We start from the raw sequence: 12,741 nt of genomic DNA on the forward strand, positions 1-12,741 counted from the left end.
AACTTTTGGAGCCCATAATCGGATTTGAACCGATGACCTCTTCCTTACCAAGGAAGTGCTCTACCGACTGAGCTATATGGGCATAAACAGCATAAATCGCCAAATTCAATAACAAGCGCCATAAACCTATGGAGCGGGCGATGGGAATCGAACCCACATCATCAGCTTGGAAGGCTGAGGTTCTACCATTGAACTACGCCCGCCAGCGTATATTTTTAACAACCACCAGCAAAGCGCATTTATTCTTAAAGATTTTCTTTATCGCTTAAAACTGGTGGAGGGGGGAGGATTCGAACCTCCGAAGGCAGAGCCGTCAGATTTACAGTCTGATCCCTTTGGCCGCTCGGGAACCCCTCCAAACGCAAACTTAAAATTGTCCTTTATCTTTGCAACGATGTCAATATTAGAGACTGTTCATTTTTTAAAAACCTACGAATAGATTGAGGTTAAAGGTTGTTGCCAAATTAAACCCTCTCTACAATTACACCGCTCCTAGCATAAATATTTTACCTAAATCGGAGACTCAAGGCCATGGCACAGAAAGGAATACTTGTCACCGGCGGTGCCGGCTATATCGGCAGTCATGTAGTCCAGCAGCTGATGGCGGCATCCCATCGGGTCATTATCCTAGACAATCTCTCAACAGGTTTTGCCAGTGCAGTTCCCAAGGCTAACCTCATCATCGGGGATACCAAAGACAAGGTATTGGTGGAAGCACTTCTAAAAGAGCATAGCGTAGACACCGTGATGCACTTTGCCGCTCACACTATTGTCCCGGAGTCTGTTGCTGATCCTCTTAAATATTACGCCAATAATACTTGCCACACGCGCAATCTCCTAGAGTGCTGCGAAACAGCAGGGGTAAAGCACTTTATCTTTTCCTCCACAGCGGCCACCTACGGTATCCCCTCCACACCCTTGGTTACCGAGGATACTCCTACCATCCCCGTAAACCCTTATGGTACCTCCAAGTTGATGAGCGAATGGATGCTGCGTGACCTATCTCAGGCAAGCAGTCTTAATTATGTAGCTCTTCGCTATTTTAACGTCGCCGGCTCCGATCCAAATGGGCGTATTGGCCAATCAACCCGCAAGGCCACGTTACTTATCAAAGTAGCCTGTGAGGCCGCAGTAGGAAAGCGTGATCAAGTATATATTTTTGGTACTGATTACCCGACCCCCGATGGCACAGGAATCCGTGATTATATTCATGTAGAAGACTTGGCAAACGCTCACATTCTAGCATTGGATTATCTTAAACAGGGAGGAAAATCAACGACCTTAAACTGCGGCTATGGACATGGCTATAGTGTGCGCGAAGTACTTGACGCAGTCCAACGGGCACATGGCCACCCTATTAAAATAGTAAAGCATCCTCGCCGCCCCGGCGATCCACCCCGCTTAGTCGCTGCTGCTCAACAAGTGCGGGACATACTAGGCTGGCAACCAAAATACGATAATCTAGATTTTATCGTCAAAACTTCGCTAAACTGGGAATATAAATTACTAGCACGCGCACGCGATCGGCAAACTACGATAAACGCCGGGAACTAATTTTTCCATAAGTTTTTTTACTTAAATTGGGAACCCCCTCCTCCTTAATACCCAATACCCTCTGACTGACACATTAAGTATAGAGTACAATCATCTTAGTGTAGAATTTGGCACTAAGCCTAAAATACAAGTTAAACAAGGAGCATAAGCCTTTGGAACATTTTCGAGGCACAACTATTCTCTCAGTACGGCGCCAAGAGCAAGTTGTTATCGGCGGTGATGGCCAAGTCAGTATGAATAGTATCGTCATGAAAGGCAATGCCCGTAAAGTGCGACGTCTGTTTCACGATCAAGTGATTGCGGGTTTTGCGGGAGGGACGGCAGACGCCTTTACGCTCTTTGAGCGTTTTGAGGCTAAGCTAGAAAAACATCAAGGCAACCTAACTCGCGCTGCGGTAGAATTGGCTAAGGATTGGCGTTCCGATCGCTCTCTTAGACGACTTGAAGCTCTTCTAGCCGTAGCTGACCATAAAGCATCTTACGTAATTTCAGGTAATGGCGATGTTATTGAGCCGGAATATGGTTTGATAGCCATTGGTTCAGGCGGTCCTTATGCTCAAGCAGCGGCCCGGGCACTTCTTGAAAATACAGATTTTAGCGCTCGCGCCATTGTTGAAAAAGCCCTGAGTATTGCTGCTGATATCTGTATTTACACCAACACCCATTTGACCATCGAAGAACTCTCTGGTTAAAACTTTATTAAGCTAAGAAATCATGCCCGAATTAATCCCTCAACAAGAATTGACCCCTCGGCAAATCGTTCAGGAGCTGAATAAACACATTATTGGCCAAACCGCTGCTAAGCGGGCCGTTGCCGTTGCCCTCCGTAACCGCTGGCGCCGGCGCCAAGTGAACGAGGAACTGCGCAACGAAATTACCCCCAAAAATATTCTCATGATTGGTCCCACCGGCGTGGGTAAAACCGAGATTGCCCGGCGCCTTGCAAAACTAGCTAATGCTCCCTTTATGAAAGTCGAAGCAACTAAGTTTACCGAAGTAGGCTATGTTGGCCGAGATGTAGAATCTATTATCCGGGATCTCGTGGATATTGCCATCAAAATAACTCGCGAGCAGGAAACGGCTAAGGTTCGCAACCAGGCGGAGGATAGAGCAGAGGAGCGAATCCTTGACGCCCTCTTACCCACTGCACGGGCTGCGCCCCATGGTTCAATGGATGAACAATCTAACACCCGGCAAAAATTTCGCAAAATGCTGCGAGAAGGAAAGTTAGATGACCGAGAAATCGAGATTGAGTTAGCTGCCGTTTCCATGGGGGTTGAAATTATGGCCCCCCCAGGGATGGAAGAAATGACCAGCCAGCTCCAAAATATGTTCCAAAATCTAGGGGGTACCCGTACCCGGACACGCCGGCTACGAGTCCGAGAAGCCTTCAAACTACTGACTGAAGAGGAAGCTGGAAAGCTCATCAATGATGAAGATTTAAAAGCACAATCCCTTGAAAACGTGGAACAAAATGGTATCGTGTTTCTTGACGAAATGGACAAAATTGCCAAGCGTTCTGAATTTTCTGGTACAGATGTTTCCCGTGAAGGCGTGCAGCGCGACTTACTTCCTCTGGTAGAAGGCAGCACGGTCTCCACAAAGTATGGTATGGTGCGAACCGATCATATCCTATTTATTGCATCGGGGGCTTTTCATCTAGCTAAGCCTTCAGATCTCATCCCGGAAATGCAGGGTCGGTTACCCATTCGAGTTGAGCTAGACGCCCTTAGCGTTGACGATTTTGTACGTATCTTAACTGAGCCGAATGCCTCTCTCACCGCGCAATATATAGCATTATTAAAAACCGAGGGAATCTCCTTACATTTCACCGAGGAAGGCATTGCACGTATCGCCCAGATCGCTTGGCAAGTTAACGAACGTACCGAGAATATTGGTGCTCGCCGATTGCATACCGTCATGGAGCGGCTTCTAGAAGGACTCTCCTTTGAAGCGGAAAATCATGCTAGCAGAAAAGTTATTATTGACGCCGCCTACGTAGATGCTCAGTTAGCCGACTTGGCCCAGGATGAAGATCTATCACGTTATATCCTCTAGTGAATTTTTCTATCTCGACTATGCCAATACAGCACCCTCAACCCACAGAGATTAAACTTCGCCGAAATTCCCGCGTGCTTGAAATCAGTTTCGAGAATAATGCCCATTTTGCGCTCCCCCACGAATTTCTGCGAGTATACTCTCCATCAGCAGAGGTACGAGGTCATGGAACTGGACAAGGGGTCCTCCTCATCGACAAAGAAGCGGTCAGTATTAAAGAAATTGAACCAGTCGGTAACTATGCTATTAAACTACGCTTTGATGACGGGCACGATACGGGCCTTTATTCGTGGGAATATCTCTACGAACTAGGAGAAAAACAAACCCAACTATGGCAAAAATATTTAGACCGGCTGCAGCAGGTCGGCCATTCACGCAAAGAGCCTAGAATTAAAGGTTAGCGTTCACCCGGGATATAGGCAAAATGGCGCAAGGAAAAACAACCCACTTTGGTTTTCAAGAGGTCCCTATAGAGGAGAAATCCCATAAAGTTGCTGAAGTTTTTCACTCGGTTGCTAACCGCTATGATCTTATGAACGATCTGATGTCGCTCGGCATCCATCGTCTTTGGAAACGTTTTGCAATTGAACTCAGCGGCGTCCGTGCTGGTATGCGAGTCTTAGATTTGGCGGGTGGCACTGGGGATTTGGCTAAAATATTCTCTGAGCGCGTCGGTAGTAAAGGCCAAGTAGTTCTAGCAGATATCAATTCAAGCATGCTGGAAAAAGGCCGAGAAAGGCTCATTAACCTAGGTAAGGTGGGTAATCTAAGCTACGTTCAAGCCAACGCAGAATGCTTACCCTTCCCCGCTGATTACTTTGATCGGATCACTATTGCTTTTGGTCTGCGCAATATCACCCAGAAAGAGACTGCTTTACATTCCATATACCAAACTCTGAAACCTGGCGGCCAGTTGCTAGTATTGGAATTTTCCAAACCTGCCCCCTGGCTAACTTCCGCCTACGATATCTATTCTTTCTGGGTTTTACCACGACTGGGTAAATTAGTAGCGGGAGATGCCGATAGTTACCGCTACCTAGCAGAATCTATTCGACAGCATCCTGATCAAGAAACTCTCTGCGCCATGATGCAGTCTGCTGGATTTGACTGCTGTAATTTTTATAACCTAAACCATGGCATCGTTGCCCTGCATAGGGGCTATAAATACTGACCCGGGATTAGCCCCTTATATGCTGCAATTACTGCTTTATTCGTACTTACTCACCAGGTGGCGTATCTTGCCAGCACTGTATATGTGGATGTCATGACATATTTTACACACCTTCAACTTTTCTTAAAATACAATTTTTTAGCCCTTTTGGATTTATAAGGCGCCTAGCATCGTGTACCTGCCCTCTATATTATTGGCCCCCATTGAAGCCTTGGTTAATGCTTCATTACGGCTTGATCCTGATACCTTGGCTCAGGTGGCGGCTATATCAGGCCAGTGCATTGCTGTTGAGTTACGAGGCTTAGATTTGAAAGTTTTTATCGAGCCTACAGCCAGCGGCATCTTGTTAGCTACTTCCTCTGACTCACCCCCCGTCGCGACTCTATCAGGTACGCCTTTGAATCTCCTGCGGATGGCAATAGCTCCCAGCGATTCTAGCCCTTTGCTCACCGGTGAGGTACAAATTCACGGCGATATAGAGCTTGGCCGAAAGCTTAGGACCCTGCTCCAAAGGCTTGATCTGGATCTGGAAGAGCTCCTATCCCACTATACGGGTAACCTTCTCGCCCATCAAATTGGGAACGGGATGCGCGGCTTTAAAGCTTGGAGCCGAAAGGCAGCAAGCACTCTCGGCCAGAATCTCGCAGAATATTTACGCGAAGAAATCCAATTATTACCTGATCACGCCAAAGTCGCCACCTTCCTTGATGAAATCGACCGCCTTCGGGCTGATTCAGGCCGGCTGGAAGCACGCATCCAACGATTACAGCGACTGCTATGAACATCATTAGCCAGTTTCTGCGCTTGGGGTACATTAATTGGACTCTGTTGCGCCACGGATTAGATGAAGTTATCCTCGCCACACGCCTATTTCGTCCCCTGCGCTTTTTGATTTACCTCAATCCAGAACACTGGCGTAAAACAGCCGCTGCAGCACCCCGGGGAGTGCGAATCCGTCGTACCCTGGAAGATCTTGGGCCTATTTTCGTCAAGTTTGGCCAACTGCTATCCACCCGCCGCGATCTATTACCCGATGATATCGCTGAAGAATTAACCTTACTACAAGATCAGGTTGCTCCTTTTCCTAGTGAAAAGGCAAAAGAGATTATTGAAACAGCTTACGGCCAGCGCCTTTCCGAGGTATTTGCCTCTTTTGACGAAAAACCATTAGCATCAGCCTCTATTGCTCAAGTTTACGCTGCTCAACTACATGACGGCAGCATGGTGGTTGTTAAAGTCGTACGGCCAGGGATTAAGCGGATCATCCAGGGTGATGTCGATCTTCTCTACATGCTAGCCAACCTTGCTGAACGGTATTGGTCAGAAGGGCCTCGGCTACACCCTCGTGAAATCGTGGCAGAGCTAGAAAAAAATCTCTATGACGAATTAGACATGCTTCGAGAAGGAGCTTCTGCTTCTCAATTGCGGCGTAATTTCACCGGTTCCAATAAACTCTACGTCCCACTCGTTCATTGGCATTATACTCGCCCCAATGTACTCGTCATGGAGCGAGTTCAAGGCGTTCCTATCAATAATATCGATGAACTTCAGCGTTATGGGACAAATTTCAAGCAACTAGCCGAAACCGGCGTGGAAATTTTCTTTACCCAGGTTTTTCGTCACAATTTCTTCCACGCCGATATGCATCCAGGAAATATCCTAGTCTCCACCGAAAACCCCCAAAATCCCCATTATATTGCTCTTGATTTTGGCATTATGGGAACTTTAGGCCCGGAGGACCAGCGTTACCTAGCAGAAAACTTTCTGGCCTTCTTTAATCATGATTATCGACGCGTGGCCGAGCTTCATGTGGATGCCGGCTGGGTACCCGCAGGTACCCGAGTGGATGAATTTGAGTCTGCCATTCGCAGTGTCTGCGAGCCTATTTTTGACCGTCCCCTAAAGGAAATCTCCTTTGGCCAATTACTCATACGGCTCTTTCAAACTGCTCGCCGCTTCCATATGGAGATACAGCCTCAGTTGGTTTTATTACAAAAAACCTTACTGAATATTGAGGGCCTAGGACGCGTTCTCTACCCGGATTTGGATTTATGGCAAACGGCCAAACCGATCTTAGAGCGTTGGATGAGCGATCAGGCAGGTCCCCGCGCAGCCTACAATAGCCTGCGGCTTAATGCTCCCCAATGGGCAGCCGCTTTACCTGAACTTCCCTTACTCATCCACGAGGTAGCAAAACAAACCAGTAAAGGACGTTTACAGGTACGACTCTCTCCTGATGATTTAAGAGAATTGCACCGAGAAATACGCCATGCTAGCTTGCGCACCACAGCTGCTGTAGCGGGCGCAGCGCTTCTAGTAGGAGCAGCTACTATTTATAGCCTCAGCAACTATACCCCGATCATGGTGGCAGGAGTACCTCTTCTCAGTTGGCTATCAGCGGGCATAGGGTTCATACTCATTATTGCGGCTTGGCGTTTAGAACGAAATTAAAATAGAGGAGCACTAACCATGATGTTCAGGTTGAAACAAGGGAGACTCACTTAATAATAGCTATGCCCTAGACATCACAAACCTCTACCTAATATGCAGCAGCTTCACCCCACCGAGCCAGTAAATGATGTTCTACCCCTGCGTGATCAAGAATCCGCGCTACGATAAAGTCGACCAGGTCTTCAATCCGTAGAGGCTGATGGTAAAAACCAGGATTGGCGGGAAGAATAACCGTGCCAAGCCGAGCCAGACTCAGCATATTTTCCAAATGGATTACAGAAAATGGAGCTTCCCGAGGTACTAGTATCAACTTGCGCTGCTCCTTTAACATAACATCGGCCGCTCGCTCGATAAGATTATCATTAGCACCACGCGCAATGGCCGAAACCGCCCCTACCGTGCAGGGGCAAATCACCATTGTTTGAATGCGGTGAGAGCCGCTTGCTAGCGGAGCGGTCCACTGAATCTCACTATAGCAGTGAAGTAGTTTAGGGGCTACCGAGAAATGATCCGCTAAGTATCTCTGCAAATCCCGGGGGCGCGGAGGAAAGCGTAAATTAGTCTCCATTGCCACCACCGTCTGGGCAGCACTAGAAACCAAAAGGTGTACAGAAATCTCTGCCTTAAGCAAACATTCCAATAACCGCAGTCCGTAGGCAATCCCGGAAGCACCGGTCATAGCCACCGCTATCTCGCTAGGGTTCACCCCCCCCCTCCCTCTTCTCTCGCAGAGACTTTAATAATTGTGGATGAATATGGCCAAAATCCCCGTTACTCATCAGCACAATATGATCACCCCCTTGAACATAGGCGCACAAACTATCCAGGATAGCCTGAATACCAAAAAACACCGATGCCTTATTAGGGCCAAGAGCTTGTACTATGGGGGTCAAGGACCATTTAATATTAAAAGGTTGGTAAATAAGCACCCGATCCGCTAATGCTAATGCTGGCGCCAAACTGTCCTTATGAATACCCAGCTTCATGGTATTAGAACGAGGCTCCAATACGGCAATAATACGAGCTTTGCCAACCCGTGCCCGTAACCCTGCCAATGTCTTAGAAATAGCGGTTGGATGGTGCGCAAAATCATCATAGATGGTGACTCCATTGACCTTACCGTATATTTCCAAACGCCGTCGTACCCCTTGGAATCGTTCCAGCGCTTGGCAGGCCTGGTCAATAGGCACCCCCGAGTGGTGGGCAGCACCAATAGCCGCCAAGCCATTCGCCACATTATGGTGGCCAAGCAACGGCCAACGGACTCGGCCTTGGCAAGAATTCTCATACCAAACCTCGAAGTCACTACCGTCATCAGCCACGGCGCTCGCAGCCAAAGCGGAGCTAATCCCTCCAGCTATATCCATATTCATAACCGGAGTCCAGCATCCCATATTTAGTACGGTTGCTAAAGCCTTATCCCCGGATGGAACAAGGATAAGGCCATTATTAGGTACCGTACGCACCAGATAATGGAATTGCTGTTGGATAGCCTCTAAGTGGGGAAAAATATCGGCATGATCGTATTCTAGATTATTTAGAATGAGAGTGCGGGGACGATAATGAATAAACTTAGAGCGTTTATCGAAAAATGCCGTATCATATTCATCCGCTTCAACAACAAAATAGGGACTCCGGCCCAAACGGGCCGAAATACCAAAATTTTGCGGAACCCCGCCGATAAGATACCCTGGTCTATGGCCTGCATATTCCAGTATCCAAGCCAGAAGGCTGCTAGTCGTCGTTTTGCCATGGGTGCCCGCCACTGCTAACACCCATCGCCCTTGCAAAATCTGTTCGGCTAGCCACTGGGGTCCCGAAATATAAGATAATCCCTGGGCAAGGACATGTTCGACAGCAGGATTACCGCGGGAAAGCGCATTACCTATCACCACTAAATTTGGCGGAGGATCTAAAGCCGCCGCGCTATAACCTTCCCGAATCGCAATACCGGCTGCCTGCAGTTGCTCGCTCATGGGAGGATAAACATTGGCGTCTGAGCCACTGACATGAAATCCGCGCTCTCGGGCTAAAAGTGCCAGTCCAGCCATAAACGTGCCGCAAATCCCGAGAATGTGGAGATGCATTAACAGAACCCCGTTTACATAGGGGGAAAAAGAAAATCCATGACTCGAATGGAAACTAGCGCATAAATGACTGCCACTAGTATTCCTACTGTAAAGGAGACCGATAATGCTTGGCGCATAATGTGGGCAGTTACCGCCAAGCTCCAGATCATCAAACTCAGTAGCAATAACGAGACTAGCCCTGGTGGGATCTCGGCCTGCTGCGCCGCCTCTAGCCATAGCAGCAGGGGAAAGGCTAAAATTCCAAGAATAATCCCGGCGCCCATTAGGGCAATTAAGGTTTGCTGCAAACGGGATTTGTAACCTCGTACTGCCAGCAACCCTCCAGTCATACCAATTAATAGAACAGTATCTACGAGACTGGACAGCAAGCCGTTAGCAAATTCCAAATGAAGCATGGAAATCAACCAGCCGATGCCCAGATACGCTAACAGAGTCTGAGTTAGCAAGCCTGACGATGGGGGAGCATCAGCAGGACCAGCACGCAGTAAGCACAAGGCTATGAAATACCTCAGCATCCCGGAGAAACTCTCTCTTCAAAGAAGAAAACAAAACGTAGCAGTCTTACTATCTACCCAGCAATAGTAGACGAAATCTTATCCTCCCTTAAGGCCGCTCATCCAGCTTTTTTCCTTCCTTAGGAGTAGAGGCCAGATCCGCTTTACTGATTCCCAAAGCCAAGGCCATAGGGCTAGCAACATAAATTGAAGAATAAGTACCTACTATAATACCTGCAATAAGAGCGGTAGAAAAACTATGGATTGTTTCACCGCCAAATAAAAACAGAGCAAAGAGAACGAGTAAAGTGGTCAAAGACGTCATTATGGTACGGGACAATGTCTGGTTTATAGAGGTATTAATTATCTGCTTTGCCGTCCCCTTGCGTATTTTGCGGAAATTCTCCCGGATCCGATCCGACACTACAATGGTATCGTTAAGGGAATAACCAATGACGGCAAGAATGGCTGCTAATACAGTAAGATCAAACTCAAGCCGCAAGAGGGAGAAAAAGCCCAGCACAATAATCACATCATGTACCAAAGCGATCACCGAACCAACGGCAAGCCGGTACTCGAAGCGCAAGGCAACGTAAATTAAAATGCCAATCAACGCATAGAGCACCGCTAGCCCTCCCTGCTCGACGAGATGTTCCCCGACCTTGGGGCCCACAAACTCCACTCGCCGCATAGTCGCTGGATTATCACTACTTTCCTGTAAGGCAGCTAATACTTTATTACTAAATTTAGCACTATTGCGCTCAGCTTCCGGCGCCAAACGAATCAAAACGTCCCGCGTAGTACCAAAATGCTGCACAATGGCACTACCGAACTCTGCTTCTTCCAAATCCCGGCGCACATCCGATAGATCTACCGGCTGCTCATAACCCACTTCCAACAAAGTTCCGCCGGTAAAGTCAATGCCAAAATTAAGTCCCTGAAAAATCAGCGAGCTTATAGAGATAAGAAGCAACGCCAGGGAAAACGCAAAGGCAAGGCGGCGCTTGCCCATAAAATCAATACGGAAATCTTTCTTAAGTAACTTCATATCCGTGCCTTAGATAGCCAGCCTTACCTTACGCCGCTTCCCATAAATCAAATTAATCACGGCTCGGGTGCCCATAATAGCGGTAAACATGGAAGTCAGAATACCCAAGGATAAGGTAACCGCAAATCCCTTAATAGGACCTGTCCCAAACCCAAACAGGACAACCGCGGTTATCAGGGTAGTGATATTGGCGTCTACAATGGTCGATAAGGCATTGGCATAACCTGCCTCGATACTTGCCTGAGGGCTACTACCATTTCGAAGTTCCTCGCGAATACGCTCAAAAATCAATACGTTAGCATCAACTGCCATACCCACTGTGAGTACAATACCGGCAATGCCTGGTAAAGTCAGAGTCGCTTGCAGCATAGAGAGAAGGGAGACCAACAGCACTAGATTCGCGGTCAAAGCCAAATCAGCAACGAGCCCGAAAACTCTATAATAAAGCGCCATAAACACCAGTACTAGGGCAAACCCTATCAGTACGGACTGAAAACCCTTGTCGATATTATCCTGCCCCAGGCTTGGGCCGATGGTCCGTTCCTCAACGATATCAATGGGCGCCGCCAGTGCGCCTGCCCGCAATAACAAAGCTAAATTACGGGCTTCCTCGGTAGAATCAAGACCCGTAATCTGGAAACGTTTACTGAGTTGATCCCGAATGGTGGCTACATTAATCACCTCGGGTACCCGGCGGCGAACCTTGACTGGCTCCCCCCCCTCCATCCGGGTCTCGGACTTGGTCTCTATAAAGACCACTGCCATGGGCTTGCCAATATTCTCTCCCGTCACTTGACTGAAATGGCGGGCTCCTTGCCCATCTAGGGAGACAAACACCGCTGGACTACCGCCTTGCTGCTCAATCCCCGAGGAGGCATCAGTAACATGATCACCCGTCAATATTACTCGCTTCTTCAGCAAGATAGGAGCTCCACCACGCTCATAATACAGGCGTGATCCTACTGGCACTCTTCCTTCCACCGCTCGCTGGACATCGTGGCTGGTATCCACTAGGCGAAATTCCAAAGTTGCCGTTGCCCCTAAAATCTCCTTGGCCCGAGCCGTATCCTGAACACCCGGCAGCTGCACCACAATGCGGTTCTCACCTTGCTGCTGAATAGTGGGTTCCGCCACGCCGAGCTCATTGATTCGATTGCGTAAAGTGGTCATATTTTGCTGTAAAGCCAAGCGCTGGATTTCCCTCTGCTCCTTTTCGCTTAGCTTAATTTCTAGACGGGGAGATCGCTCCCCCTCTGTCGATTCTAACAACAAATCGAAATACTCATCGTGGATGAGCGTTTCTGCCCGCTCACGTTGCTCTTCATTACGAAATTTAATCTCCACTCCACCAGCACCCAACCGCCCAATACTGAGGTAACGAATTCTATTCTCCCGCAATAAAGTCCGCAGATCTTCCACATAGCGCTCCTCAGCCTGTTGGACCGCGGCCTTCATATCCACTTCCATCAAAAAATGCACCCCGCCACGGAGATCCAAGCCCAGGTTCATGGGTAATCCCCCCATAGCCCGCAACCAATCCGGGGTAGCGGGTGACAAGTGCAGAGCAATTGAATAGTCGGAACCCAATTCTGCCCTAAGAGCATCCTGAGCTTTGAGTTGAGTTTCCAAGCGGCGAAGGCGGACCAAAAGGCGCTGATCTTCCAAGCGAACCGATTGGTAATCCAAACCCTGCTCCTGGAGCAACCGTTCCACCCGGGCCAAAGTCTCTGGTTTGAGATTCGCGCCACGAGTCGCCGAAATCTGCAAAGCTGGGGTATCGCCAAATAGATTAGGCACGGCATAAAGGATACCAACAAGCACTACTGCCACTACGAGCAGGTTTTTCCAAAGAGGATAACGGTTCATCGAAAATAA

General features: G+C 48.3%; 12 protein-coding genes and 3 tRNA genes. 7 read left to right on the forward strand and 8 right to left on the reverse strand.

Going from position 1 to position 12,741, the window contains the following annotated elements; translation table 11 throughout:
* Positions 1 to 6: 6 nt before the first annotated feature.
* From NWAT_RS10720 to NWAT_RS10730, 3 genes are all read right to left on the reverse strand, one after another.
* A tRNA-Thr gene (locus NWAT_RS10720) sits at positions 7 to 82 on the reverse strand.
* A 47-nt stretch (positions 83 to 129) separates the two neighbouring features.
* Positions 130 to 203: transfer RNA gene (locus tag NWAT_RS10725), tRNA-Gly, on the reverse strand.
* 69 nt (positions 204 to 272) lie between these two features.
* Positions 273 to 357: transfer RNA gene (locus NWAT_RS10730), tRNA-Tyr, on the reverse strand.
* Positions 358 to 531: 174 nt separating this feature from the next.
* Between NWAT_RS10730 and galE the strand changes: the two genes are divergently transcribed.
* The 7 genes from galE to ubiB all read left to right on the forward strand — a co-directional run bounded on the left by galE (position 532) and on the right by ubiB (position 7,234).
* On the forward strand, positions 532 to 1,554 hold the full coding sequence (gene galE, locus NWAT_RS10735) for a UDP-glucose 4-epimerase GalE (protein WP_013221090.1): 1,023 nt from the start codon (positions 532 to 534) through the stop codon (positions 1,552 to 1,554).
* Between the two features lie 152 nt (positions 1,555 to 1,706).
* Positions 1,707 to 2,246, forward strand: a complete 540-nt coding sequence (gene hslV, locus NWAT_RS10740; RefSeq protein ID WP_013221091.1) for an ATP-dependent protease subunit HslV — start codon at positions 1,707 to 1,709, stop codon at positions 2,244 to 2,246.
* Between the two features lie 22 nt (positions 2,247 to 2,268).
* Complete coding sequence (gene hslU, locus NWAT_RS10745) at positions 2,269 to 3,612, forward strand: ATP-dependent protease ATPase subunit HslU (protein ID WP_013221092.1); 1,344 nt, start codon at positions 2,269 to 2,271, stop codon at positions 3,610 to 3,612.
* A gap of 20 nt (positions 3,613 to 3,632) precedes the next feature.
* Positions 3,633 to 4,013, forward strand: a complete 381-nt coding sequence (locus NWAT_RS10750) for a gamma-butyrobetaine hydroxylase-like domain-containing protein (protein WP_013221093.1) — start codon at positions 3,633 to 3,635, stop codon at positions 4,011 to 4,013.
* 23 nt (positions 4,014 to 4,036) lie between these two features.
* Complete coding sequence (ubiE, locus tag NWAT_RS10755) at positions 4,037 to 4,783, forward strand: bifunctional demethylmenaquinone methyltransferase/2-methoxy-6-polyprenyl-1,4-benzoquinol methylase UbiE (protein ID WP_013221094.1); 747 nt, start codon at positions 4,037 to 4,039, stop codon at positions 4,781 to 4,783.
* Between the two features lie 172 nt (positions 4,784 to 4,955).
* The gene (locus NWAT_RS10760; protein WP_013221095.1) at positions 4,956 to 5,564 is read left to right on the forward strand and encodes a ubiquinone biosynthesis accessory factor UbiJ; all 609 of its coding nucleotides are present in this window, start codon (positions 4,956 to 4,958) and stop codon (positions 5,562 to 5,564) included.
* Complete coding sequence (gene ubiB, locus NWAT_RS10765; RefSeq protein WP_013221096.1) at positions 5,561 to 7,234, forward strand: ubiquinone biosynthesis regulatory protein kinase UbiB; 1,674 nt, start codon at positions 5,561 to 5,563, stop codon at positions 7,232 to 7,234. The genes NWAT_RS10760 and ubiB overlap by 4 nt, the downstream gene beginning before the upstream one ends.
* An 88-nt stretch (positions 7,235 to 7,322) precedes the next feature.
* Here ubiB and NWAT_RS10770 read toward each other — a convergent pair whose 3' ends face one another.
* The 5 genes from NWAT_RS10770 to secD all read right to left on the reverse strand — a co-directional run bounded on the left by NWAT_RS10770 (position 7,323) and on the right by secD (position 12,732).
* The gene (locus tag NWAT_RS10770) at positions 7,323 to 7,940 is read right to left on the reverse strand and encodes a flavin prenyltransferase UbiX (RefSeq protein WP_013221097.1); all 618 of its coding nucleotides are present in this window, start codon (positions 7,938 to 7,940) and stop codon (positions 7,323 to 7,325) included.
* Entirely contained in the window at positions 7,930 to 9,321 is a 1,392-nt protein-coding gene (gene mpl, locus NWAT_RS10775; protein ID WP_013221098.1) for a UDP-N-acetylmuramate:L-alanyl-gamma-D-glutamyl-meso-diaminopimelate ligase, read from the reverse strand. The genes NWAT_RS10770 and mpl overlap by 11 nt, the downstream gene beginning before the upstream one ends.
* A 14-nt stretch (positions 9,322 to 9,335) precedes the next feature.
* Complete coding sequence (locus NWAT_RS10780; protein WP_013221099.1) at positions 9,336 to 9,839, reverse strand: hypothetical protein; 504 nt, start codon at positions 9,837 to 9,839, stop codon at positions 9,336 to 9,338.
* An 88-nt stretch (positions 9,840 to 9,927) separates the two neighbouring features.
* A complete protein-coding gene (gene secF, locus NWAT_RS10785) occupies positions 9,928 to 10,866 on the reverse strand; it encodes a protein translocase subunit SecF (protein ID WP_013221100.1) in 939 nt (312 codons plus the stop codon).
* A gap of 9 nt (positions 10,867 to 10,875) precedes the next feature.
* Complete coding sequence (gene secD, locus NWAT_RS10790) at positions 10,876 to 12,732, reverse strand: protein translocase subunit SecD (RefSeq protein WP_013221101.1); 1,857 nt, start codon at positions 12,730 to 12,732, stop codon at positions 10,876 to 10,878.
* Positions 12,733 to 12,741: the final 9 nt, after the last annotated feature.

Source organism: Nitrosococcus watsonii C-113, assembly GCF_000143085.1.
Classification (GTDB): Bacteria; Pseudomonadota; Gammaproteobacteria; order Nitrosococcales; family Nitrosococcaceae; genus Nitrosococcus; species Nitrosococcus watsonii.

What these genes read in the sequence shown, in the direction of transcription:
- galE (WP_013221090.1), top strand. Translation starts at nt 532, where the DNA reads ATGGCACAGAAAGGAATACTTGTCACCGGCGGTGCCGGCTATATCGGC.
- hslU (WP_013221092.1), top strand. Translation starts at nt 2,269, where the DNA reads ATGCCCGAATTAATCCCTCAACAAGAATTGACCCCTCGGCAAATCGTT.
- NWAT_RS10750 (WP_013221093.1), top strand. Translation starts at nt 3,633, where the DNA reads ATGCCAATACAGCACCCTCAACCCACAGAGATTAAACTTCGCCGAAAT.
- ubiE (WP_013221094.1), top strand. Translation starts at nt 4,037, where the DNA reads ATGGCGCAAGGAAAAACAACCCACTTTGGTTTTCAAGAGGTCCCTATA.
- ubiB (WP_013221096.1), top strand. Translation starts at nt 5,561, where the DNA reads ATGAACATCATTAGCCAGTTTCTGCGCTTGGGGTACATTAATTGGACT.
- mpl (WP_013221098.1), bottom strand. Translation starts at nt 9,321, where the DNA reads ATGCATCTCCACATTCTCGGGATTTGCGGCACGTTTATGGCTGGACTG.
- NWAT_RS10780 (WP_013221099.1), bottom strand. Translation starts at nt 9,839, where the DNA reads ATGCTGAGGTATTTCATAGCCTTGTGCTTACTGCGTGCTGGTCCTGCT.
- secF (WP_013221100.1), bottom strand. Translation starts at nt 10,866, where the DNA reads ATGAAGTTACTTAAGAAAGATTTCCGTATTGATTTTATGGGCAAGCGC.
- secD (WP_013221101.1), bottom strand. Translation starts at nt 12,732, where the DNA reads ATGAACCGTTATCCTCTTTGGAAAAACCTGCTCGTAGTGGCAGTAGTG.